The following is a 23,113-nucleotide window of genomic DNA, read 5'->3' on the forward strand; positions in this document are numbered from 1 at the left end:
AAACGCACAAGCCAGCGCGAGGCTGGCTTGTGGTTGAATTTCCAACGAGTTGGACAATCAGTCGGCTTGTGCTGCTTCCGCCGGTTTGACTGCTTCTTCGTAAGAGACCGCTTTATCGGTCACCTTAGCCTTCTGCAGAACAGTATCCACAACTTGTTCTTCCAGCACAACCGAGCGGACTTCGTTCAGCTGCTCGTCATTTTTGTAGTACCACGATACAACTTGCTCGGGCTCCTGGTAGGCCGAGGCCATTTCCTGGATCAGCTCGCGCACGCGTGCTTCGTCCGGCTTGAGCTCGTTCTGCTTGACCACTTCGGCGACGATCAGGCCCAGCACGACGCGGCGCTTGGCTTGTTCGGTAAACAGCTCGGCAGGCAGTTGGTCGGGTTTGATGTTGCCACCGAACTGCTGCACGGCTTGAACGCGCAGACGGTCGACTTCGTTGTCCAGCAGCGCCTTGGGCACTTCGATCGGGTTGGTCGACACCAGACCGTCCATGACCTGATTCTTGATCTTGGCCTTGATGGCCTGACGCAGCTCGCGCTCCATGTTCTTGCGAACTTCGGCGCGGAAGCCGTCGAGACCGGTTTCCTTGATGCCGAACTGGCCGAAGAACTCTTCGTTCAGTTCAGGCAGCTTGGCTTCGGAAACGCTGTTGACGGTGACGGTGAACTCGGCGGCCTTGCCGGCCAGCTCGAGGTTCTGGTAGTCCTCGGGGAAGTTCAGGTTCAGCACCTTCTCTTCACCGGCCTTGGCGCCGACCAGACCGTCTTCGAAACCGGGAATCATGCGGCCCGAACCCAGTACCAGCTGGGTACCGCTGGCCGAACCACCGGAGAACGCTTCGCCTTCGATCTTGCCGACGAAGTCGATGTTCAACTGATCTTCGGTCTGGGCAGCGCGCTCGACCTGCTCGTAACGCACGTTCTGCTTGCGCAGCACTTCGAGCATGTTGTCCAGGTCGCTGTCGGCGACGTCGGCGCTCAGGCGCTCGACTTCGATGCTGTCGAACGCGCCGACTTCGAATTCGGGGAACACTTCGAAGGTAGCGATGTATTCCAGATCCTTGCCCTTCTCGAACACTTTAGGCTCGACGGCGGGTGCGCCGGCTGGGTTGAGCTTGTGCTCGACCACGGCTTCATAGAAGGAAGCCTGGATGACGTTGCCCAGAGCTTCCTGGCGCGCGTCAGCCTCGTAGCGCTGACGGATGACGCTCATAGGCACCTTGCCTGGACGGAAGCCCGGGATCTTGGCGTTACGGGCGGTCTGTTGCAGACGCTTGTTGACTTCGGCCTCGATGCGCTCGGCGGGAACACCGATGGTCATGCGGCGCTCGAGAGCGGAAGTGTTTTCAACAGAAACTTGCATGGATTTTCCTCGTTGCACAGACGTTAGCCGGCCATTTCCGACCCCAGATCAAGGGCAAGCATTCTAGTGGCTCGAACTCAAGAAGTCACCCTATGCACATGGATGCGCGGAAAGTCGCTGCAGAAACCGTCCAACGGCAGCAAAACAAGGCCTGTTCAGGGATGAAAAGTGATCTCTCGGACAACTTTTGCAAGACAATGATGGGCCCGCTGGTATTCTGTCAGCGGATAAAGTCATTACCTTGCACCTCTATGCGGAGAGCACGACCATTCTGTCGTTTCCGGTAACAATGCCCACCATCGCAGGACCTTCATGGCCATAAACCCCGTGCCGCTGGTTTCCCTCGCCAATTGCGAGGACGAGCCCATCCATCGGCCGGGCGCGATCCAGCCTCATGGCGCACTGATCGCGCTGGATGCCGAAGGTCGCGTATTGAGCCGCAGCGCCAACCTGATGGCGACCATCGGGCTGGATGTACTGCCGGGCAGCACGCCGGACGGCGAGTTGCTGGGCGGCGATGTCCTGGCACTGATCGCCGAGGGGCTTGCCAGCAGCGATCACTGGGCCAACAGTGTCGAAAGCGTGCTGCTCGGCCGCCTGTTCGACGTGGTTGCCCATCGCCATCTGCAGATCCTGTATCTGGAATTCGAACCGCGTCGTACGGCCAGCGGCTCCTTCAGCCAGTTCGCCCTGTACGCGCAGCGCATCATCAGCCAGATGCAGAACCGCCACGACATCGATGCCCTGCTGAGCCGGGTGACCCAGGAAATCCGCAACATGACGAGCTACGACCGGGTCATGGCCTATCGCTTTCGTCCTGACCTGTCCGGCGAAGTCATCGCCGAGGCTCATCGCGAAGACCTCGAAAGCTACCTGGGCCAGCGCTATCCGGCCTCGGACATCCCTGCCCAGGCTCGCCTGCTTTATATACAGAATCCGATTCGCCTGATCGCCGACGTGGCCTATGCGCCGGCGCCCCTGACCCCGTCACTGGATCCGCGAACCGGCCAGCCTTTCGACCTCAGTTTCAGCACCCTGCGCAGCGTTTCGCCGATCCACTGCGAGTACCTCACCAACATGGGGGTGCGCGCCTCGATGAGCGTTTCCATCGTCGTGGGCGGCAAGCTGTGGGGGCTGTTCTCCTGCCACCACATGTCGCCCAAGACGATGGCTCACCCCTTGCGCATGTCGTTCCAGGTCATCTCGCAGGTGTGCAGCGCGCTGGTCGAACGACTGGAACACAACCTGGCCACACAGACCCTGAAGCAGGCAAGCGACCAGCAACAGAGACTCATGACCCTGGCCCGCGACTCCGAAGATCTGGTCAGCGCCCTGGCGGGTGATCCGGACAACATTGCCTCGCTGATTCCCTGCGATGGTGCTGCAGTGGTGATGTCGGGACGTACCCAAAGCATCGACGGGCATTTCGACGCGCTGTGCCGCCAGGTGCTCGAACACGTCGAACAGGACCCGAACCTCGAGGTGTTCCATACCGAACATTGGCAAGGCTCGGCCAGCGAGCGCAACACCAGCGGCTACTGCGGGATTCTGGCGGTCCGCTTCCACCGACAGGAATCGGGCTGGGTCATGTGGCTGCGCAAGGAAGAAATCAACAACGTGCGCTGGGGCGGCAAGCCGGAGAAGATCATCAAGGTCGGGCCCTCGGGCGCCCGGCTGACACCCCGAGGCTCGTTCGAAGCCTGGGAAGAAGTGGTGCGCGGACGCTCGGCCAGCTGGGGGGATACCGACATCGCCATCGCCGAGAAGCTGCGGCGTGACCTGGTCGAGTTGTGCCTGAGCCGTGCCAGCGAGATCGATGGCATGCGCCAGCGCCTGATCGCCATGCTCGGTCACGATCTGCGCAACCCGCTGCAGTCCATTTCCATGGCCGCCGCCATGCTGTCTTCGAACGAGACGCGCGACACCGAACTGCGCAAGCACATCAGCCACTCCAGCGGTCGCATGGAGCGGCTGATCAGCCAGATCCTGGAGATGAGTCGCCTGCAGTCGGGCCTCGGCATCATGGTCAATCGGGTGGACACCGATCTGTCGGCACTGGTGGAAAGCATCGTCAACGAAACCGCCGTGGCTTTTCCCGGCCTGACCATCGAAGCCCGCATCGAGCCCGACGTACGCGCCATGGTCGATCCGGATCGCTACGCGCAGGTCATCACCAACCTGCTGGGAAATGCTCGCTACCACGGCACGCCCGACACACCGGTACTGATCAGCTTGAGCACCGAACAGCAGAACACGCGATTGTCCGTGCTCAATCAGACCACTCCGGTGGCGCCCGAGCGACTGGCGACGCTGTTTCAGCCGTTCAAGCCGCACAGCGCCGAGAACCTGCGCAACAAGAACGGCCTGGGGATCGGACTGTACATCTCCCAGGCAATCGCGGTGGCTCACAGCGGCAACCTGAGTGTGGAGCAGAACGGCAATGTCATCACGTTCAGCATGGTCCAACCGGTGGAGGCGTGAAGCCTTGAGCGGATGAAGCGCTCGCCAAATCGCAGACACGAAAAAGCCGCCCGAGGGCGGCTTTCACGTTGAGCGGCAGGCCTGGGCCTTGCCATTCTGGTTGGTGCGGACGAAGAGACTCGAACTCTTACACCTTTCGGCGCTGGAACCTAAATCCAGTGTGTCTACCAATTCCACCACGTCCGCGTGTAGCTTTTAAAGCAAAGGCGCCGGATCTGTAAGAATCGGGCGCCTTTCGGAATATGGGGTGGACGATGGGGATCGAACCCACGACAACAGGAGTCACAATCCTGTGCTCTACCAACTGAGCTACGCCCACCATATTGCGTTTACTGCGTTACTTGTGCCAAAGCTGCCTAATGGCGCACCCGGCAGGACTCGAACCTGCGACCATCCGCTTAGAAGGCGGATGCTCTATCCAGCTGAGCTACGGGCGCTTTTGAGTCTGTAGTCCTTGCAGATTACAAATCCAGAGCTTCAGTCGGTGATGACAAACAAGCCTTCAAACCGCTTGCTTTGCCCTACCTTCTTCACCAGTGCTAGGCCCTGCCCGACAAGTGCGACGAATGTTATAGACGAGCCTTGGGGTCGTCAACTCTTTTTTCAAAAAAATTCATTTAATTAAAGGGCTTAGGAGGTTTCGCGAAGCAAGCGCCTTTGCCCTGGGCGTGCGACATGCGAGAATGCGCGCACATTTTCATTCCTTTTCGATGGTTAATCACGCGTCATGACTGCACAACTTATCGACGGCAAGGCGATCGCCGCCAACCTGCGCCAGCAGATCGCTCATCAGGTTGCCGAGCGTCGTCAGCAGGGCCTGCGCACGCCAGGGCTCGCGGTGATTCTGGTGGGCACCGACCCCGCTTCCCAGGTCTATGTATCGCACAAGCGCAAGGACTGCGAAGAAGTCGGATTCGTTTCCCGCGCCTTCGACCTGCCGAGCGCGACCTCGCAGCTGGAGTTGGAGACGCTGATCGACACCCTCAATGCCGATACCGATATCGACGGCATCCTGTTGCAGTTGCCGCTGCCGGACCACTTGGATGCCTCGTTGCTGCTCGAGCGCATCCGCCCGGACAAGGACGTCGATGGTTTCCATCCTTACAATGTCGGCCGCCTGGCCCAGCGCATTCCGTTGCTGCGCCCCTGCACGCCCAAAGGGATCATGGCGCTGCTGGAAAGCACCGGCCAGGATCTGTACGGGATGGACGCGGTGGTAGTGGGCGCTTCCAACATCGTCGGTCGGCCCATGGCCATGGAACTGTTGCTGGCAGGCTGCACCGTGACCGTGACGCACCGTTTCACCAAAGACCTGGCGGGCCACGTAGGCCGCGCCGACCTGGTGGTGGTCGCCGCTGGCAAGCCGGGGTTGGTGAAGGGCGAATGGATCAAGGAAGGTGCGATCGTCATCGACGTGGGCATCAACCGTCAGGCCGATGGCAAGCTGGTGGGCGATGTCGTGTACGAAACCGCCCTGCCCCGCGCCGGCTGGATCACGCCGGTGCCAGGCGGCGTGGGTCCGATGACCCGCGCCTGCCTGCTGGAAAATACCCTCTATGCAGCACAGACCTTGCACAAGTGATCTGAGCCCCTTTCGCGGCCAATGACCGCTCCTACGGATGAATCGACGTCCCGTAGGAGCGGTCCCTGGCCGCGAAGCAGGCGCCACGGTTCATCGGACGCACCGCAGCGCTGCTATTTCCTTGCATCCTCCCACGACTTGACCAGTTCGGCGTAGCCCACGGTCTGGCCCTGGGGTTTTTCGTTGGCCAGTTTGGGTTTGGGCGCGCCGGGTTGGTCGAACCAGTACTGGGCGTCGCGCTCGGGGTTCATCTTCGGCCCACACACCGGCTGCACCTTGCTGCGTTCCAGGCGGGTCATGATCGCGTCCTGATCCTTGGCCAGGCCGTCGAGCGCCTGCTGCGGGGTCTTCTCGCCGCTGGCCGCCTCGGAAATGTGGCTCCACCACAGCTGCGCCAGACGGGGATAGTCAGGCACGTTGGTGCCGGTCGGGGTCCACTGCACGCGGGCCGGGCTGCGGTAGAACTCCACCAGACCACCCAGCTTCGGCGCCAGATCGGTCATGGCCTGGGAATTGATGTCCGATTCGCGAATCGGGGTCAGACCGACGATGGTCTTTTTCAACGACACCGTCTTCGACGTCACGAACTGCGCATACAGCCAGGCGGCCAGACGTTGCTTCTCGGGGGTGGACTTGAGGAAGGTCCAGGAACCGGTGTCCTGATAGCCCAGTTTCATCCCCTCCTCCCAGTACGGGCCCTTGGGCGATGGCGCCATGCGCCACTTGGGCGTGCCGTCGTCATTCATCACCGGCAAGCCAGGCTTGGTCATGTCGGCGGTGAACGCGGTGTACCAGAAGATCTGCTGGGCGATGTTGCCTTGGGCCGGTACCGGTCCGGATTCGGAGAAGGTCATGCCCTGGGCTTCAGGTGGTGCGTAGGCGCGCATCCAGTCGACGTACTTCTGGGTGGCATACACGGCGGCCGGGCCGTTGGTGTCGCCGCCACGGGTCACGCTGGAACCCACCGGATGGCAGTCCTCCACGCGAATACCCCACTCGTCCACCGGCAAGCCGTTGGGCAGGCCCTTGTCGCCACCACCGGCCATGGAGAACCAGGCATCGGTGAAGCGCCAGCCCAGGGAAGGGTCTTTCTTGCCGTAGTCCATGTGCCCGTAGATGCGCTTGCCGTCGATTTCCTTGACGTCTTCGGAGAAGAACTTGGCGATGTCTTCATAGGCGGACCAGTTGACCGGAACCCCCAGCTCATAGCCGTAGATCTGTTTGAACTTGGCCTTCAACTCGGGCCGTTCGAACCAGTCGGCGCGAAACCAGTACAGGTTGGCGAACTGCTGGTCAGGCAACTGATAGACCTTGCCGTCGGGTGCGGTGGTGAAGGAGATACCGATGAAGTCTTTCAAGTCCAGGGTCGGCGAGGTGGCTTTCTTGCCCTCGGGGCTGGCCATCATGTCGGTGATCGACTCGCTCTTGCCGTAGCGAAAGTGCGTACCGATCAAATCCGAATCGTTGACCCAGCCGTCGTAGATGTTCTTGTCCGACTGCATCTGGGTCTGCAGCTTCTCGACCACGTCGCCTTCCTGCAGCAGGTCGTGGGTGAGCTTGATCCCGGTGATTTCGCTGAACGCCTTGGCCAGGGTCTTGGCTTCGTACTCGTGGGTGGTCAGCGTTTCCGACACGACGTTGATGCTCATGCCGCGGAAAGGCTTGGCCGCCTCGATGAACCACTGCATCTCCGCCATCTGCTGCTCGGGCGTGAGGGTGGACGGCTTGAATTCGGCGCCGACCCATTTCTTCGCCGCGTCTTCGTAGGCATCCGCCCATGCTGCGGCGCTCAGGCCAGCGCACGCCAGTGCGGTTGCCAGGGCAATGCTATGTCGCAGTTTGTTATTGTTCTTGTACATAGTGACCTCCTGTTTGAAATTTTCGCGCTGCGCAGACCCGCATGGCTCAGCCCCAACGCATCACCGCCAGCAACCACACCAGGGACAGCGTCGAGGCGACCCAGATGTTCCAGTCGGTCACGCCGATCACCAGCAGGTGCAGGTAGGCGCTTCCGAGAAGACCGATGAACAAGCGGTCGCCACGGGTGGTGGCGATCGGTAGAAATCCGCGCCGCTCGGTGCAGGGCACGCGCAGTTCGTAGAACGTCATGCCGGCGAGCAACAGCGCAATGGCGCCGAAGAACAGGGCAGTCGGTAGAGTCCAGGCCATCCACTCCATCACAGGCTCCTCATACGCGGCCCAGGGCGAAGCCCTTGGCCACATGGTTGCGAACGAACCAGATCACCAGCATGCCGGGCACGATGGTCAGCACACCGGCAGCAGCCAGCACGCCCCAGTCGATACCCGAGGCGGAAACCGTACGGGTCATCACCGCCGCGATCGGCTTGGCATCGACCGAGGTCAGGGTGCGCGCCAGCAGCAGCTCGACCCACGAGAACATGAAGCAGAAGAACGCCGTCACGCCGATTCCGGAGCCGATCAGCGGCATGAAGATCTTCACGAAGAATTTCGGAAAGCTGTAGCCGTCGATGTAGGCGGTTTCATCGATCTCCTTGGGCACGCCCGACATGAAGCCTTCCAGGATCCACACCGCCAGCGGCACGTTGAACAGGCAGTGCGCCAGTGCGACGGCAATATGGGTGTCGAACAGGCCGATGGATGAGTACAGCTGGAAGAACGGCAGCAGGAACACCGCCGGCGGGGCCATGCGGTTGGTCAGCAACCAGAAGAACAGGTGCTTGTCGCCCAGAAAGCGGTAGCGCGAGAAGGCGTACGCGGCCGGCAACGCAACGCTGAGGGAAATCAGCGTGTTGAGGCTCACGTAGTACAGCGAATTGATGTAGCCGGTGTACCAGCTCGGGTCGGTGAAGATGACCCGGTAGTTGGCCAGGGTGAACTCATGGGGAAACAGCGTCAGCCCGCCGAGGATTTCGCCGTTGCTCTTGAACGACATGTTCAGCAGCCAATAGATGGGCACCAGCAGGAACAGGATGTACAGCAGCAGGGGGATCAGTTTGCGCTTGTTCATGGCCGCCTCAACCTTGCTTGTCGTTGTGGGTCATGGCCGTATAGAACAGCCAGGACACCAGCAGGATGATCAGGAAGTACACCAGCGAGAAGGCCGCGGCCGGGCCCAGGTCGAACTGCCCCACGGCCATCTGGGTCAGGGTCTGGCTGAGGAACGTGGTGGCGTTGCCCGGCCCGCCGCCGGTCAGCACGAAGGGTTCGGTGTAGATCATGAAGCTGTCCATGAAGCGCAGCATCACCGCGATCAACAGCACGCTTTTCATCTTCGGTAGCTGGATGTGACGGAACACCGCCCAGTTCGACGCACGGTCGATGCGCGCGGCCTGGTAGTACACGTCGGGAATGGCGCGCAGGCCCGAATAGCACAGCAGTGCCACCAGCGAGGTCCAGTGCCAGACGTCCATGATCAGCACCGTGACCCAGGCATCCAAGGTATTGGAGGCATAGTTGTAGCTGATCCCCATGGCATTGAGCGTGTAGCCCAGCAGACCGATGTCGGCGCGGCCGAAGATCTGCCAGATGGTGCCCACCACGTTCCACGGAATCAGCAGGGGGATGGCCATGACGATCAGGCATAGCGACGACCAGCGGCCCTTGGCCGGCATGGTCAGGGCGATGGCGATGCCCAAGGGTATTTCGATGAGCAGCACACAGGCCGAGTAGATGAACTGGCGCAACAGCGAGTCGTGCAGGCGCGGGTCCTGCAGGACCTGGCGATACCAGTCGGCGCCCACGAAATAGCGGCTGGATTGATCGAAGATGTCCTGCACCGAATAGTTGACCACGGTCATCATCGGGATCACCGCGCTGAAGGCCACCAGCAGGAACACCGGCAGCACCAGCCACCAGGCCTTGTTGTTCTGGACCTTGTTCATGGGTTCACCTCCAGCAAGCGATCATCGGCGTAGACCATCAGCCACTGCGCGGGGAAGCTGATGAACACGGTACCTTCCGGCACGGCGCGGTCCTCGGGCAGGCGCACCTTGAAGGTCTGCCCGCCGAGCGCCAGGGTCAGGATCTTGTAGGTGCCCAGGTCTTCCAGGTGCACCCGTTCGCCGTGCAGTGCGGCCTCGAAGCTCTCGTCCCAGACGCGGATGAACTCGGGGCGAATGCCGATCTGCAGGCGTTGCCAGCCGCCCTGGGCGATCCGCGCCTGCAAGGCTTCCGACAACGGCACGTGAATGCCGCCGAAGCCGACGCCGCCACGCTCGGGCAGCACGTCGACCAGGTTCATGCCGGGGCTGCCGATGAAGTAGCCGACGAAGGTGTGCGCCGGTCGTTCGAACAGCTCGCGCGGGGTGCCGAACTGGACGATCTGACCGCCGTACATCACGGCGATCTTGTCAGCGAAGGTGGAGGCCTCGAGCTGGTCGTGGGTGACGTAGACCATGGTGATGTTGAACTGCTCGTGGATCTGCTTGAGCTTGCGTCGCAGTTTCCACTTCAGGTGCGGGTCGATGACCGTCAGCGGCTCGTCGAAGAGGATCGCCGACACGTCATCGCGGACCAGGCCGCGGCCCATCGACACCTTCTGCTTCTCATCGGCGCTGAGATTGCGCGCCTTGCGCTGCAGCAGTCGCTGCAGGTCCAGGACTTCGGCGACTTCCTGCACTCGGGCCTGCACCTGTTCGGGCGATTTGCCCTGGTTGCGCAGGGGAAAGGCCAGATTGTCGAACACCGTCATGGTGTCGTACACCACCGGGAACTGGAACACCTGAGCAATGTTGCGCTGCTCGGGCGGCAGGTCGTTGACCACCTTGCCGTCGAACAGCACCTGCCCGTGGGACGGGCTGAGCAAGCCGGAGATGATGTTGAGCAAGGTCGATTTGCCACAGCCGGACGGGCCGAGCAAGGCATAGGCGCCGCCCTGCTCCCAGATGTGATCCATCTCGCGGATCGCATAGTCTTCCGGCGCCGACGGGTGCGTGCTGTAGCTGTGGGCCAGGTGCTGCAAACGGATCTCGGCCATCAGGCAGCCCTCGCCACACGCAGGCCGGGGGCCTGGACCAATTGCCCACCGGGCTGGAACACGAACAGCTTGTGGGTCGGGATGTACACCGGTATCGCCGCGTCCACGGCATAGTCGTGGACCCCCGGCAGGTGCAGCACCAGGGAGAAATACTCGTTGCGTACGTGCAGGAAGGTCTCCGAGCCGCTGATTTCCGCCAGCTCCACGGTCACCGCCAGCTCCAGGTCATCGTCGTTGCTCGGCGTCAGGCCGATGTGGCTGGGGCGCACGCCGAAGCGGTAATCGCCATCCGGCACGGCAGACAGATCGACGTTGCGAGCGAAGTGAACGAAGTTGGCGAAGCTGACTTCCTGGCCGCCGATGCGGCCATCGATCAGGTTGATCGGTGGCTCGGAGAACAGTTCGGCCGCCAGCACGCTGGCCGGCCGGTGATAGACCTCAGACGTCTTGCCGCTCTGGATCACCCGCCCTTCGTGGAGGATCGTGGTGGTGCCGCCCAATGCCAGGGCTTCGTTGGGTTCAGTGGTGGCATAGACGGCGATGGTATGGCGGGTCAGGAACAGTTCGCGCATTTCGAAGCGCAGTTCTTCGCGCAGCTTGTAGTCGAGGTTGACCAGGGGTTCGTCGAACAGGATCAGCTCGGCATCCTTGACCAGCGCCCGGGCCATGGCCGTGCGCTGTTGCTGGCCACCGGACAGTTCCAGTGGATGGCGCTTGAGGAATGGCTCGATGCGCAACATGCGCGCGGTCTGCAGCACCCGCTCTTCGATCTGCTCGCGCGCCATGCCGGCCTGGCGCAGCGGTGAGGCAATGTTGTCGAAGACGGTCATGGTCGGGTAGTTGATGAACTGCTGGTAGACCATGGACACGTTGCGCTGGCGTACCGGCTTGCCGGTGACGTCCACACCGTTCATCAACACACGGCCCTGATCGGGTTTGTCGAGGCCGGCCATCAGCCGCATCAGGCTGGTCTTTCCGGACAGCGTGCGTCCCAGCAGGACATTGAACGAACCGGGTTCCAGTACCAGCGATGCGTTGTCGATGTACAACTGGTTTTCCACACGACGAGTGACCTGCTCGAGCACAAGGGACATGGCGGCGCCTTTTTTATTATTGGAAGCGGTTGCAGCTTTGCGTCGGTACGACTGCTGGCAAACCCAGAGCGATAACCGTGCCAATTGCCGTCTGCCATGCCGGCAGGCGCGAGCCAAACGGTTCGGGCGCAGGTGTGGGCCGGAGGTCAGGTTCGCCCCTGAACAAAAATGAACGCCTGGCGCATTGACAATGAACAACCGTGAACAACACTGCATGAACAAAAACAACAAGGCCGCGCGCCGGGATACCTGAATCATGTCCGTATCCAACCCAACCCTCGCCCACGATCAACTCATTCAACGCTCCTGGGCGCGCTGTCGCGAGGCGGGGCTGGAGCATCACCACGTGCCGCGGTTCGAGCCACTCGCGCGCGTTGCGCTGCAACAGATGCTCGACGGTCACCAGGCCTTGCTGCACACCACCCACCGCGAAGTGTTGCCCTATTACGAACACATCCTGGGCAACTCGCGTTGTCTGATCCGCCTGGCCGACCCGCAGGCCCGTCTGCTCAGGTCCTGGGGTGCGCAGCCCGGCGCGGGTGCCGGTCACCTGGGCCACGCACCCGGCGCCTGCTGGCTGGAAGCGGCCGCCGGGACCAATCCGATCGGCACGGCGCTGGCTTGTCGCCAGGCCGTGCATGTCGAGCCGGACGAACACTTCCTGCTGGCCAACCGCCTGATGAACGGTTCGGCTTCACCGATCTTCGATGCCCAGCGGCAGATGGTGGCGGTACTGGACGTCTCCAGTGACAGCCACCTGCCGCCTTCGCACACCCTGGGGCTGGTGAAGATGATGAGCCAGACGGTCGAGAACCGCCTGATCCTGGAGGCGTTCGCCGATCGGCATCACCAGCTGATTTTCAACACCGGGGTGAACAACCTCGACAGCCAGTGGGCCGGGCTGCTGGTGTTCGACGACAGCGGTCGCGTGCTGGCCGCCAATCGTCGCGCCGACAGCCTGCTGGGTGCCGAGTTGCCTGGCCTGACCCTGCAGCAGCTGTTCCGACTGACGCCCCAGGCCTTGCTCGACCATCCGCCGGAGCGCACCTTTGCCCTGCAACCGCCAGGACGCAGCCGCCTGCAATGCCTGCTCAAGAAGCCCGCCCTGCGCCCTGCGCCGCCCGCCGCGCGACGTGGTTCCGACCCGCGCCTGGACAAGGCCTTGCAACAAGGGCTGCGCCTGCTGGAGAAGGACGTGCCCTTGCTGCTGCGCGGCGACACTGGCACCGGCAAGGAGGTGCTGGTCAAGGCCTTGCATCGGGCCAGCAACCGCGCGTCGTGCCCACTGGTTGCAGTCAATTGTGCGGCGATTCCCGCCGAACTGGTCGAGTCGGAGCTGTTCGGCTACGAACGTGGTGCCTTCACCGGCGCCAGCCACAAGGGCAGCCCCGGCCTGGTGCGCAAGGCCGACAAAGGCATCCTGTTCCTCGACGAGATCGGTGACATGCCGCTGCCCACCCAGGCGCGACTGTTGCGCGTGCTGCAGGAGCGCTGCATCCAGCCGCTGGGGGGCGGCGATCCGATACCGGTCGATATCCGCCTGATTTCCGCGACCCATGAAGACCTGCGCCAACGGGTACAGGCCGGGTTGTTCCGCGAGGATCTGTACTATCGCCTGGCGGGCATGACCTTGCACCTGCCGACACTGAACGAACGCAGCGACAAGCGTGAACTGATCGAGCAGGTGTGGGAGGCGCACCGTGAAGCGCAGCAGACTGCGGGTTTCAGCGACGAGGTGTGGGCGGCCTTCATGGTCCATCCCTGGCCGGGCAACGTGCGCCAGCTGGCAGCGGTGGTCAAGGTGGCGCTGGTGCTGGCCGATCAGGACGTCATTGGCCTTGAGCATCTGCCTGAAGATTTCCTCCTCGAAGCCGGTCTGCAACCAGCGCAGGCACCTGCCTCGCCTCGGCCACTGCTGACCCTGGCCAAGGTCAGCGACCTGGGTGAGCTGCTGCAGGCCAGCGACGGCAACATCTCCCGCCTGGCCCGGCGCCTCGGTGTCAGCCGCAACACCCTGTACAAGCGCTTGCGCGCGCAGGGACACGCGCTATGAGCCGTGGATTCAGCTCTTGCCGAAAGTCTGCGACGGTCGGCGCAGGGTCGGGTCGAAGGGGTTCAGGCGTGGGCCGATGGCAGCGGCTTCGCGCTTGAGCAGCTCGACCACCGTGGGCAGTCGGTCGGGGCCGAGCCGGTCGCTGATGGTGGCGACGCTGAGGGCCGCGACCGCATGGCCATCGCGGTCGAGTATCGGCACCGCCAGGCCCGCCATGCCAGGCAACACGCCGGTGTTGCGCGCGGCATAACCGAGCTGGCGCACGCTGGCGACCTCCGAACGCAGCAGCACTTCGTCGTACAGGTGCAGGTCCCTGAGCCGCGGCAGGTTGTAGTGGATCACGGTTTCGCGCTCATCCTCGGGCAGGAACGCGAGGATGGCCAGACTGCCCTGGCCTACCCCCAGTGCGACGCGGCCACCGATGTCGCCGGTGAAGGTCCGAATCGGGTAAGGCCCTTCGCTGCGGTCCAGGCAGATCGCGTCGAAACCACTGCGCGCGAGCAGGAACAGCGAGTCACCCAAAGAGGCCGACAACCGCAGCAGGCTGGGCCGTGCCAGCTCGCGCAGGTTGCTGCCGTTACCGGCACGCGCGGCCAGGGCGAAGAATTCCAGGCTCAGCCGATAGCGTTTGCTGCGGGCATCCTGCTCGACCATGCCCTCCTCCACCAGCCCGCGCAACAGCCGATGGGTGGTGGGTTGCGACAGACCGATGCGCTCGGCGAGCTGGATCACCCGCTCACCCTCGGCCGGCGCAGCCGACAAGCCACGCAACACGGCGAACAGCCTGGACACACTGCCTACGCCTGGCTCGATATTCCGCTCAATGGAATCACTATCCATAATCTTCATACCTGATTTCATTGAAAGGATTAATTGGAAAATACCTACCCACTCAGTGAAATAAGCGCTTTCGCCATCCTAGCCTTCGTCCTACTCTTCGTCCACGGGGCGAGACCAACAATAGCCGGCAGCCGACTCAGATCGAGCGCCACCCCACTGCAGGACCCCTTTCGCCTCTGCCCTCGATCAACGCACCGCACATGCGGCCGACAATGACAGGTAGAACGCAGCCATGGCCTTTCTCGAACTTCAAGCACTGTGCAAACGCTACGGATCCGTACAGGCCGTGGTGGCGACCGACCTGAGCGTCAGCCAGGGCGAGTTCGTCTCGCTGCTCGGCCCTTCGGGCTGCGGCAAGACCACCACGCTGCAGATGATTGCCGGTTTCGTCGACGTCACCAGCGGCCGGATCGTCCTCGATGGCCGCGACATCACTCACGCAAAACCCAGCAGCCGCGGCCTGGGCGTGGTGTTCCAGAGCTACGCGCTGTTTCCGCACATGAGCGTGCGCGACAACGTCGCGTTCGGCCTGAAGATGCGCAAGGTGAGCAGCAGCGACATTCGCACCCGTGTCGACCAGGTGCTGGCGCTGGTGCGCCTGACCGCTCATGCCGAGCGCTACCCGCGGGAGCTTTCGGGAGGCCAGCGCCAGCGCGTGGCCCTGGCCCGTGCCCTGGTGATCCAGCCGCCAGTGCTGCTGCTCGACGAGCCGTTGTCCAACCTCGACGCCAGCCTGCGCGAGGAGATGCAATTCGAGATTCGCCGCATCCAGTGCGAAGTCGGCATCACCACCCTGATGGTGACCCATGACCAGGCCGAAGCCCTGTCCATCAGTGACCGGGTGGTGGTGATGCAAGCGGGCCAAGTCACCCAGATCGATGAACCCTACAAACTCTACGAGCACCCGCGCACGCCGTTCATCTCCGGCTTCGTCGGCAAGGCCAACCTGCTGCCCGGCGAGTACGACGCGCTGGGCCAGCCACAGGCGCTGGCGCAGGCTGGGGACGGCGAACTGATGTTGAGCCTGCGCCCGGAGAAGATCGACATCTGCACCGCCGGTGAAGGCCGTATTCAAGGACGCATCGTCACCCGCTACTTTCTGGGCAGCCAGTGGTTGTACCGCCTGGATACCGCCCTGGGCGAAATCACCGTGGTGCGCCGCAACGATGGTAGCGCACCGCTGACAACCGGCATCACTGTCGGCCTCGACTGGCCGCACGAACTGCTTCGCGTCCTGGATCACGAGGTCTGCGCATGAGCCGCGGATACCTGCTGTCGGCGCCAGCGCTGGCGCTGTTCGTCGCCCTGCTGATCGTGCCGCTGGGCCTGACGCTGGTGCTGTCGTTCAACCTGTTCGACTACGAGGTGGGGGTCAAGAGCGACAGCTATACGCTCGCCAACTACGCCAGCCTGCTCAGCGACAGCTACTTTTATGAAATCTTCTGGCGGACCTTCTGGATCAGTGCGCTGGTGACCTTGCTGTGCGTAGTGATCGGTGTACCGGAGGCTTACATTCTCAGCCGCATGGGTACCCCGTGGCGCTCGATCTTCCTGATCCTGATCCTCACGCCGCTGCTGATTTCAGTGGTGGTCCGCGCCTTCGGCTGGAGCCTGCTGCTGGGTGCCGACGGGCTGATCAACCAGGCCATCGCCGCGTTGGGCGGACGCCCGCTGAAAATGCTCTACACACCGTTCGCGGTGATTCTGGCACTGGTCCACGTCATGCTGCCCTTCATGATCATCCCGGTATGGACCTCGCTGCAGAAGCTCGACCCGGCAGCCGAACAGGCCGCGCAATCGCTGGGCGCAAGCCAGGCGAAGGTCATGCGCATGGTGGTGTTGCCACAGATCATGCCCGGGGTGCTGTCGGGCACGCTGATCGTCTTCGGCCTGGCGGCCAGCTCGTTCGCCATCCCCGGCCTGCTGGGTGGCCGACGCTTGAAGATGGTCGCCACGGTGGTCTACGACCAGTACCTCTCGGAACTCAACTGGCCCATGGGCGCGACCATTGCAGTGGCGCTGTTGCTGGCCAACCTGCTGATCATGCTGTCCTGGAACCGCTTGGTCGAAGGTCGCTACAAGAAAGCCCTGGGGGAATGATCGATGTCCAAGAACGGTCCGTTGGCCCTGTCGTTTCATGCCTTGGTGGTGGTGTTCATGCTGGCTCCGCTGGTGGTGGTGTGCCTGGTGGCGTTCACTCCGGAGAACACCCTCACCCTGCCCACCTCCGGCTTTTCCCTGCGCTGGTTTCGCGCGGTGTTCGAGCGCGCCGACTTCATCGACGCGTTCTATAACAGCCTGATCCTGGCTGTGGTGGCCGCGACCCTGGCGACCTTGATCGCCGTACCGGCGGCGCTGGCGATCACCCGTTATCACTTTCCGGGACGCAACTTTCTCAATGCGCTGTTTCTGTCGCCGATCATCATTCCGCACCTGGTGCTGGGTGTGGCCATGCTGCGCCTGTTCGCGCTGATGGGCGTCAATGGCAGTTTCGTCTGGCTGATGCTGGCTCACGTGGTGGTGATCACACCCTATGTGCTGCGCCTGGTGATCGCTGCCGCCATCGGTATCGATCGCAGCGCCGAACAGGCGGCGGAGTCGCTGGGCGCAAGTCGGTTCACCCTGTTTCGGCAGATCACCTTGCCGATGATCCTGCCGGGGGTCGCCGGAGGCTGGTTGCTGGCGTTCATCAACAGCTTCGACGAGGTGACCCTGTCGATCTTCGTCACCTCTCCCGCGACCCAGACCTTGCCGGTGCGCATGTACGTATACGCCACGGAATCCATCGACCCGATGATGGCAGCGGTGTCGGCGCTGGTGATCGCCTTGACCGCCGCGACCATGATTCTGCTCGACCGGGTGTATGGGCTGGACCGCGTACTGGTGGGGAAAAACTGATGGCCTTGTTCAAGCGTCTGACCGAACTCGATCGGCCTTCGGTGCCGTTCACCCTCGACGGACAGGCCGTGAGCGGCCTGGCGGGGGATACCCTGCTCACCGCCGTGCTGACCTGCGCCGACCATGTGCGTGGTAGCGACTTCAGTGCCCAGGCCCGCGCCGGTTTTTGCCTGATGGGTGCCTGTCAGGACTGTTGGGTTCGATTGGGCGACGGTCGTCGCGTACGTGCCTGCGCCACGCCCTTGGAAGCGGGCATGCAGGTCGACCGCGACCTGGGGCGGCGCTCGTGAGCGCGGTGGTGATCGTGGGCGCCGGACCGGCTGGCATTCGCGCGGCGCAGACCCTGGCCGCCCATGGCCTGCGGCCGTGCTTGGTAGACGAAGCGCTGCAGGGTGGCGGCCAGGTCTACCGGCGTGCGCCGGGTAATTTCCAGCGCTCGGCCAATCAACTTTATGGCTTCGAAGCGCGCAAGGCGGGGGCGGTGCATCAGGCGCTGGACGCGCTGAGCGCGCAGATCGACTACCGTCCCGACACGTTGGTGTGGAACGCCGAGGATGGCCACCTGCACACGCTCAGTCAGCAGCGGGTCGGCACCGTCCAGTACGACCGCCTGCTGATTGCCACCGGCGCCACCGACCGCATCCTGCCAGTACCAGGCTGGACGTTGCCCGGCGTGTACAGCCTCGGCGCCGCGCAGATCGCGCTCAAGGCCCAGGGTTGCGCCATCGGCGAACGAGTGGTCTTCGCGGGCAGCGGGCCGTTGCTGTACCTGGTGGCCTACCAGTACGCCAAGGCCGGCGCCCGGGTGCTGGCCGTGCTGGACAGCTCGCCCTTCGGTGCCCAGGTCGCTGCCCTGCCCCGGCTGTTGCTTCAGCCTGCGACCCTGGCCAAGGGCCTGTACTACCGGGCCTGGCTGACTGCCCACGGGATCGCCGTACATCAAGGCGCGACCTTGGTCGAGGTCGTCGGCGAGCAAAAAGTCGAAGCTGTCACCTGGCAACGCGCTGGCAGCCAACACAGTCTGGCCTGCGATGGACTGGCCTTCGCCCATGCGTTGCGCAGCGAAACGCAACTGGCCGACCTGCTCGGCTGCCAATTCACTTGGAGCCCGCTCAATCGCGCCTGGTTGCCGAGCCGCGATCGAGCCGGGCGCAGCAGCGTGCCGAGCGTGTACCTGGCCGGCGACGGTGCCGGGATCATGGGCGCCGATGCGGCGGAAATGGCCGGCGAGCGCGCAGCATTGGCCCTGCTCGAAGACATGGGCGTCACCATTGACAGCGAACGTGGCCCACAGCTCGAGCGACAGCTGGCGCGTATCCAGGGGTTTCGCGTCGGCCTGGAAGCCGCATTCCCGTTCCCCGAGCAGTGGGCCAGCCAGGCCCCCGACGACTTGATGCTGTGCCGATGCGAGGAAATCAGCGTCGGCGAAGTTCGCCAAGTGGTCGCTCAGGGCCACACCGATATCAACCGGGTCAAGGCCCATTGCCGGGTCGGCATGGGCCGGTGTCAGGGGCGCATGTGCGGCAGCGCAGCGGTGGAAATCATCGCCCAGGCGGCCGCGTGTTCACCACAGCAAGTCGGTCGCCTGCGCGCCCAGGCGCCGATCAAGCCGTTGCCCTTCGGTGTCGAGGTGCAGCCATGAGCCGCGTCGCTGAAACCGATGTGATCATCATCGGCGGCGGGATCGTCGGTGCGTCGGCGGCCCTGATGCTGGCGTTGCGCGGTCAGCGCGTGGTGCTGCTGGAGTGTGATTTCTGTGGATCGCGCTCAAGTGGCGTGAACTACGGCGGCGTACGCCGTCAGGGCCGCTCGCTGGTGCAACTGCCCCTGTCCCAGCGTGCCCATGAACTGTGGAGCGACCTGCCCGGCTTGATCGGTATCGATGGCGAGTATGTCCGTTCGGGCCATCTGAAGCTTGCGCGCAGCGACACCGATATGGCCAAGCTGCAAGCCTGGGCCGACGCTGCTGCCGATTTCGACCTGGGTGTGGAGTTGCTTGACCATGGTCAGTTGCGTCAGCGGTTTGCCTGGGTCGGCGACGTGGCAGTGGGTGCGTCGCTGTGCAGCGGTGATGGGCATGCCAACCCGCGTCTGGTGTCGCCGGCTTTCGCAGCCGCTGCCCGGCGCGCCGGCGCGCGGATCGTGGAGCAGGTCCAACCGCTGGCCTTCGAGCATGATGGCCAGACATTCGAAGTCACCTGCAGCAACGGCGAAAGGCTGCGCGCACCCTGGCTGCTCAACTGTGCCGGGGCCTGGGCCAATCACATTGCCGAGCAATTCGGCGAGCACGTACCTATGACCAGCGGGCACCCGGCCATGCTGGTCACCGAGCCGCTACCGGTGGTCATGGACGTCAGCACCGGTGTCGAAGGCGGCGGTATCTATGCTCGCCAGGTGGCACGTGGCAATTGCGTACTCGGCGGCGGGCAGGGTTTTGCGCTGGACCCGTTGCGGGCGCGCCCCGGCCAGCTGGCGACCTTGGATATCCTGCGCAACGCCGTCGAGTTGTATCCGTTCCTGCACGGTGCACAGGCAATCCGCACCTGGAGCGGGACCGAAGGTTATCTGCCCGATCGTGAGCCCGTGATCGGACACAGCCAGGTACAACCGGGCCTGATCCACGCCTTCGGCTTTGCCGGGGCCGGTTTCCAGATCGGCCCCGCCGTCGGTGAAGCCCTGTCGCAACTGGTCGTCGAAGGCCGCAGCCGGGCGCCGATCGACGCGTTTTCCATCCAACGCTTTTCTCCCCTTGAACTGCATAAAGGAAGGTCGCTTTCATGAAGCCAGTCAAACGTACGGTTCACGCACTCTCCCTCGCTGCCCTGCTGGCCGCCACCGGCGCTCAGGCCGGGCCCACGCTCTACCTGGGCATGAACGGCGGCACCATGGAACGCTTATACGCCGACAAGGTGCTGCCAGCGTTCGAGCAGGCCAACGATGTGAAGGTGGTCATCGTGCCGGGCACCTCTTCGGACATTCTCGCCAAGGTTCAGGCGAGCAAGGACAATCCGCAGATCCACGTGATGTTCCTCGATGACGGCATCATGTACCGCGCCATTTCCATGGGCCTGTGCGACACCTTGCAGGACAGCGATGGCCTGGCGGCGATACCGGCCAAGGCCCGGATCAAGGATCAAGCGGCCGCAGTCAGCCTGGGCGTAACCGGGCTGGCCTACAACACGCGCCTGTTCAAGAAGAATGGCTGGGCGACGCCGACTTCGTGGATGGACATGGCCGACAGCCGCTTCAAGGAAAAACTGGTGTTCCAGTCGCTGGCGTCATCGACCTTCGGGCTGCACGGCTTCCTGATGTTCAACCGGCTGCAGGGTGGCAGCGAAACCGACGTCGAGCCGGGGTTCAAGGCATGGCCGAAGACGGTGGGCCCCAATGTGCTGGAGTACATCGCAAGCTCGGCGAAGATCTCCGAGATGGTCCAGACCGACGAAGCGGCGCTGTTCCCGCTGACGCCGACTCAGGTGACGGCCCTGAAGCTGCGCGGTGTTCCGGTCGAATACGCGCAACCCAAGGAAGGTGCGGTGGTGCTCAACGTCGCCGAATGCGTGATCGCCAAGAACGATCAGCCCGAGCTTGCGCAGAAGCTGGCGGCCTATCTGCTGAGCCCCGAGGCGCAAGCACCGGCGCTGGAAGAAGGCGACCAGATACCGTCCAACCCCAACACGCCGACCACCGAAAAGACCCGTGGTCAGGTGCAGGCGATGGAGAAGTACCTGGAGACGGCAGTGGCCATCGACTGGGACCAGGTCAATCAGCTCCGCCCCGCCTGGAACGCCCGCTGGAGCCGCTCGATCGAGCGCTAGGTAGGTGGCCGACGTTGCGCACTACCCGGTGACAGTGGTGCATTGATGGCTACCGTCGTGACACTCGTTCAAATTCCTGAAACAGGAAAGCCCCGCTGATACGGGGCTTTCTGCATTCAAAACTTCAACAGGATCGTCAAAGCTGCGCCTGTCGTAGCGCCAATGGCACCAATGAATCCTGCAAGGACCATCATGGGGTACAGCGTCCGCTCCCTCGCAAGCTTTCCGGCTTCGGCGTTGAGCTTGGCGGTCTCGGCCATCAGCTTGCCAATATTGGCATGGATCTGCTCGAGTTCGACGGGTTCGAATTTGGGTGGGGTTTGCATGAAATATCCCTTTCGGGTCGAGGGTCTGGCAGATGCTCGACCCTCCGGTTACCTGTGGCACTAAGGCTGAATACAAAACAGCTGGCAAGCATTTGTTGGATCAATTACACCGTGCCGTCCAAGGTTCGTCAATCCGATTGATACACCTCGAATCAACTCTCTCAGGATCGCCGAAACAGGCAAAAAGACACTTCCCAATAGTGTCCAGGACTCACCGCCGTGGATCGTATCCAGCACATCCACTGACCGCAGATAGCGCTATGGCTCAGTGGCTGGCGACAGGCCAGCCGTGAACCTGGTCAGTCCGCCAACCGCCAGGTCGTGACACCTTTGCTGTCTTCAAGCACCACCCCCATGGCCGTCAACTCGTCGCGGATGCGGTCCGATTCGGCCCAGTCCTTGTTGGCGCGGGCCGCCAGGCGTGCGGCGATGAGGGTGTCCACCTGGGCCGCATCGACGCGACCGGCTGCGCCGGCTTGCAGGAATTCGTCGGAGTCCAACTGCAATACGCCGAGCAATCCACCCAATTCGCGCAGGCGGCCGGCCAAGCCCGCGGCAGCGTCGACGTCGGTGTCGCGCAACCGGTTGATCTCGCGGACCAGATCGAACAACACCGCACAGGCTTCCGGAGTACCGAAATCATCGTTCATGGCATTGGCAAAGCGTTCGACGAATGCCTCGCCACCCGCCGCCGCCACCTTGGGCAAGCCCTTGAGCGCATGGTAGAAACGCTCCAGCGCCCCCTTGGCTTCCTTGAGGCTGTCTTCGGAATAGTTGATCGAGCTGCGGTAGTGGCTCGAGACCAGCAGGTAGCGCACCACCTCGGGCTGATATTTCTCCAGCACGTCGCGGATGGTGAAGAAGTTGTTCAACGACTTGGACATCTTCTCGCCGTTGATCCGGATCATCCCGCAATGCAGCCAGGCATTGGCGTAAGGCTTGCCAGTGGCCGCCTCGCTCTGGGCGATCTCGTTCTCGTGGTGCGGGAATTCCAGATCGTTGCCACCACCGTGGATGTCGAAGGTGTCGCCCAGGCAGCAGGTCGACATCACCGAGCACTCGATGTGCCAGCCCGGACGGCCTGGGCCCCACGGTGACTCCCAGCTTGGCTCGCCAGGCTTGACGCCCTTCCACAGGACGAAATCGAGCGGATCCTGCTTGGCCTCTTCCACCTCGATGCGCGCACCGATGCGCAGGTCTTCGATCTTCTTGCGCGACAGCTTGCCGTAGCCCTGGAACTTGCCAACCCGGTAGTACACGTCGCCGTTGCCCGGTGCGTAGGCGTAGCCCTTGTCGATCAAGGTCTGGATCATCGCCAGCATGCCCGGGATGTGGTCGGTGGCACGAGGCTCCTGGTCCGGCTTAAGGATGTTCAGGCGCGCTTCGTCCTCGTGCATCGCATCGATCATGCGCGCGGTCAGGGCATCGAAGCTTTCGCCGTTGTCCCGCGCACGGTTGATGATCTTGTCGTCGATGTCGGTGATGTTGCGTACGTAGGTCAGCTCATAGCCGCTGTAGCGCAGCCAGCGCGTGACCAGGTCGAAGGCGACCATGCTGCGCCCGTGGCCCAGATGGCAGTAGTCGTACACGGTCATGCCGCACACGTACATGCGCACCTTGTTGCCGTCCAGCGGCGTGAAAACCTCTTTGTTCTTGCTCAGCGTGTTGTAGATGTTCAGCACAACGATTCCTCAAC

The 23,113-nt window shown here is 62.9% G+C and carries 20 protein-coding genes and 3 tRNA genes; 10 read left to right on the plus strand and 13 right to left on the minus strand.

The annotated features are described in order from the left end of the window. Window positions 1-57: 57 nt before the first annotated feature. Complete coding sequence (gene tig / locus ASF66_RS08975) at window positions 58-1,368, minus strand: trigger factor (RefSeq protein ID WP_049858851.1); 1,311 nt, start codon at window positions 1,366-1,368, stop codon at window positions 58-60. A gap of 312 nt (window positions 1,369-1,680) precedes the next feature. Between tig and ASF66_RS08980 the strand changes: the two genes are divergently transcribed. Beyond that, window positions 1,681-3,849 carry a GAF domain-containing protein gene (locus ASF66_RS08980; RefSeq protein WP_056843583.1) on the plus strand — a complete coding sequence of 723 codons (2,169 nt, stop codon included), beginning with the start codon at window positions 1,681-1,683 and terminating at the stop codon, window positions 3,847-3,849. 101 nt (window positions 3,850-3,950) lie between these two features. Here ASF66_RS08980 and ASF66_RS08985 read toward each other — a convergent pair. The 3 genes from ASF66_RS08985 to ASF66_RS08995 all read right to left on the minus strand — a co-directional run bounded on the left by ASF66_RS08985 (window position 3,951) and on the right by ASF66_RS08995 (window position 4,286). Beyond that, window positions 3,951-4,035 (minus strand) — tRNA-Leu (locus ASF66_RS08985). 57 nt (window positions 4,036-4,092) lie between these two features. Then, window positions 4,093-4,168 (minus strand) — tRNA-His (locus ASF66_RS08990). A gap of 41 nt (window positions 4,169-4,209) precedes the next feature. Then, a tRNA-Arg gene (locus ASF66_RS08995) sits at window positions 4,210-4,286 on the minus strand. Between the two features lie 290 nt (window positions 4,287-4,576). On the opposite strand from ASF66_RS08995, the gene folD reads away from it, so the two are divergent. After that, complete coding sequence (gene folD, locus ASF66_RS09000) at window positions 4,577-5,431, plus strand: bifunctional methylenetetrahydrofolate dehydrogenase/methenyltetrahydrofolate cyclohydrolase FolD (protein WP_056843584.1); 855 nt, start codon at window positions 4,577-4,579, stop codon at window positions 5,429-5,431. Between the two features lie 113 nt (window positions 5,432-5,544). On the opposite strand, the gene ASF66_RS09005 is transcribed toward folD, so the two are convergent. The 6 genes from ASF66_RS09005 to ASF66_RS09030 are packed head-to-tail and all read right to left on the minus strand — an operon-like array spanning window position 5,545 to window position 11,482. Beyond that, the gene (locus ASF66_RS09005; protein WP_056843585.1) at window positions 5,545-7,290 is read right to left on the minus strand and encodes an ABC transporter substrate-binding protein; all 1,746 of its coding nucleotides are present in this window, start codon (window positions 7,288-7,290) and stop codon (window positions 5,545-5,547) included. A 46-nt stretch (window positions 7,291-7,336) separates the two neighbouring features. Beyond that, the gene (locus ASF66_RS09010; protein ID WP_049858855.1) at window positions 7,337-7,609 is read right to left on the minus strand and encodes a DUF2160 domain-containing protein; all 273 of its coding nucleotides are present in this window, start codon (window positions 7,607-7,609) and stop codon (window positions 7,337-7,339) included. A 10-nt stretch (window positions 7,610-7,619) separates the two neighbouring features. Continuing rightward, window positions 7,620-8,420, minus strand: a complete 801-nt coding sequence (locus ASF66_RS09015) for a carbohydrate ABC transporter permease (RefSeq protein ID WP_049858856.1) — start codon at window positions 8,418-8,420, stop codon at window positions 7,620-7,622. Window positions 8,421-8,427: 7 nt separating this feature from the next. After that, entirely contained in the window at window positions 8,428-9,294 is an 867-nt protein-coding gene (locus ASF66_RS09020) for a carbohydrate ABC transporter permease (RefSeq protein WP_049858857.1), read from the minus strand. Next, on the minus strand, window positions 9,291-10,388 hold the full coding sequence (locus ASF66_RS09025; protein WP_056843586.1) for an ABC transporter ATP-binding protein: 1,098 nt from the start codon (window positions 10,386-10,388) through the stop codon (window positions 9,291-9,293). Before ASF66_RS09025 ends, ASF66_RS09020 begins: the two co-directional genes overlap by 4 nt. Beyond that, a complete protein-coding gene (locus ASF66_RS09030) occupies window positions 10,388-11,482 on the minus strand; it encodes an ABC transporter ATP-binding protein (RefSeq protein ID WP_049858859.1) in 1,095 nt (364 codons plus the stop codon). The genes ASF66_RS09025 and ASF66_RS09030 overlap by 1 nt, the downstream gene beginning before the upstream one ends. 256 nt (window positions 11,483-11,738) lie before the next feature. Here ASF66_RS09030 and ASF66_RS09035 point away from each other — a divergent pair, with 256 nt between their 5' ends. Next, the gene (locus tag ASF66_RS09035; protein WP_056843587.1) at window positions 11,739-13,535 is read left to right on the plus strand and encodes a sigma-54-dependent Fis family transcriptional regulator; all 1,797 of its coding nucleotides are present in this window, start codon (window positions 11,739-11,741) and stop codon (window positions 13,533-13,535) included. Between the two features lie 9 nt (window positions 13,536-13,544). Here ASF66_RS09035 and ASF66_RS09040 read toward each other — a convergent pair whose 3' ends face one another. Further along, window positions 13,545-14,375: an IclR family transcriptional regulator gene (locus ASF66_RS09040; RefSeq protein ID WP_056843933.1), complete on the minus strand. Its 831-nt coding sequence runs from the start codon at window positions 14,373-14,375 to the stop codon at window positions 13,545-13,547. A gap of 232 nt (window positions 14,376-14,607) precedes the next feature. On the opposite strand from ASF66_RS09040, the gene ASF66_RS09045 reads away from it, so the two are divergent. The 7 genes from ASF66_RS09045 to ASF66_RS09075 are packed head-to-tail and all read left to right on the plus strand — an operon-like array spanning window position 14,608 to window position 21,091. Then, window positions 14,608-15,633, plus strand: coding sequence for an ABC transporter ATP-binding protein (locus ASF66_RS09045; RefSeq protein WP_056843588.1), 1,026 nt, complete (start codon window positions 14,608-14,610; stop codon window positions 15,631-15,633). Next, window positions 15,630-16,475, plus strand: a complete 846-nt coding sequence (locus tag ASF66_RS09050; RefSeq protein ID WP_056843589.1) for an ABC transporter permease — start codon at window positions 15,630-15,632, stop codon at window positions 16,473-16,475. The genes ASF66_RS09045 and ASF66_RS09050 overlap by 4 nt, the downstream gene beginning before the upstream one ends. 3 nt (window positions 16,476-16,478) lie before the next feature. After that, on the plus strand, window positions 16,479-17,273 hold the full coding sequence (locus ASF66_RS09055; RefSeq protein WP_056843590.1) for an ABC transporter permease: 795 nt from the start codon (window positions 16,479-16,481) through the stop codon (window positions 17,271-17,273). Next, window positions 17,273-17,563, plus strand: coding sequence for a (2Fe-2S)-binding protein (locus ASF66_RS09060; protein ID WP_049858865.1), 291 nt, complete (start codon window positions 17,273-17,275; stop codon window positions 17,561-17,563). The genes ASF66_RS09055 and ASF66_RS09060 overlap by 1 nt, the downstream gene beginning before the upstream one ends. Then, window positions 17,560-18,915, plus strand: coding sequence for an FAD/NAD(P)-dependent oxidoreductase (locus tag ASF66_RS09065; protein WP_056843591.1), 1,356 nt, complete (start codon window positions 17,560-17,562; stop codon window positions 18,913-18,915). The genes ASF66_RS09060 and ASF66_RS09065 overlap by 4 nt, the downstream gene beginning before the upstream one ends. Then, window positions 18,912-20,054: an NAD(P)/FAD-dependent oxidoreductase gene (locus ASF66_RS09070; RefSeq protein WP_056843592.1), complete on the plus strand. Its 1,143-nt coding sequence runs from the start codon at window positions 18,912-18,914 to the stop codon at window positions 20,052-20,054. The genes ASF66_RS09065 and ASF66_RS09070 overlap by 4 nt, the downstream gene beginning before the upstream one ends. Beyond that, complete coding sequence (locus ASF66_RS09075; protein ID WP_056843593.1) at window positions 20,051-21,091, plus strand: ABC transporter substrate-binding protein; 1,041 nt, start codon at window positions 20,051-20,053, stop codon at window positions 21,089-21,091. The genes ASF66_RS09070 and ASF66_RS09075 overlap by 4 nt, the downstream gene beginning before the upstream one ends. Before the next feature lie 116 nt (window positions 21,092-21,207). On the opposite strand, the gene ASF66_RS09080 is transcribed toward ASF66_RS09075, so the two are convergent. Both ASF66_RS09080 and cysS read right to left on the minus strand, forming a co-directional pair. Then, window positions 21,208-21,417 (minus strand): hypothetical protein, encoded by a 210-nt coding sequence (locus ASF66_RS09080; RefSeq protein WP_043185825.1) that lies wholly within the window; start codon window positions 21,415-21,417, stop codon window positions 21,208-21,210. A 299-nt stretch (window positions 21,418-21,716) separates the two neighbouring features. After that, window positions 21,717-23,099: a cysteine--tRNA ligase gene (cysS, locus tag ASF66_RS09085; RefSeq protein WP_056843594.1), complete on the minus strand. Its 1,383-nt coding sequence runs from the start codon at window positions 23,097-23,099 to the stop codon at window positions 21,717-21,719. Window positions 23,100-23,113: the final 14 nt, after the last annotated feature.

The organism is Pseudomonas sp. Leaf129 (assembly GCF_001423465.1).
GTDB classification, from domain to species: Bacteria; Pseudomonadota; Gammaproteobacteria; order Pseudomonadales; family Pseudomonadaceae; genus Aquipseudomonas; species Aquipseudomonas coleopterorum.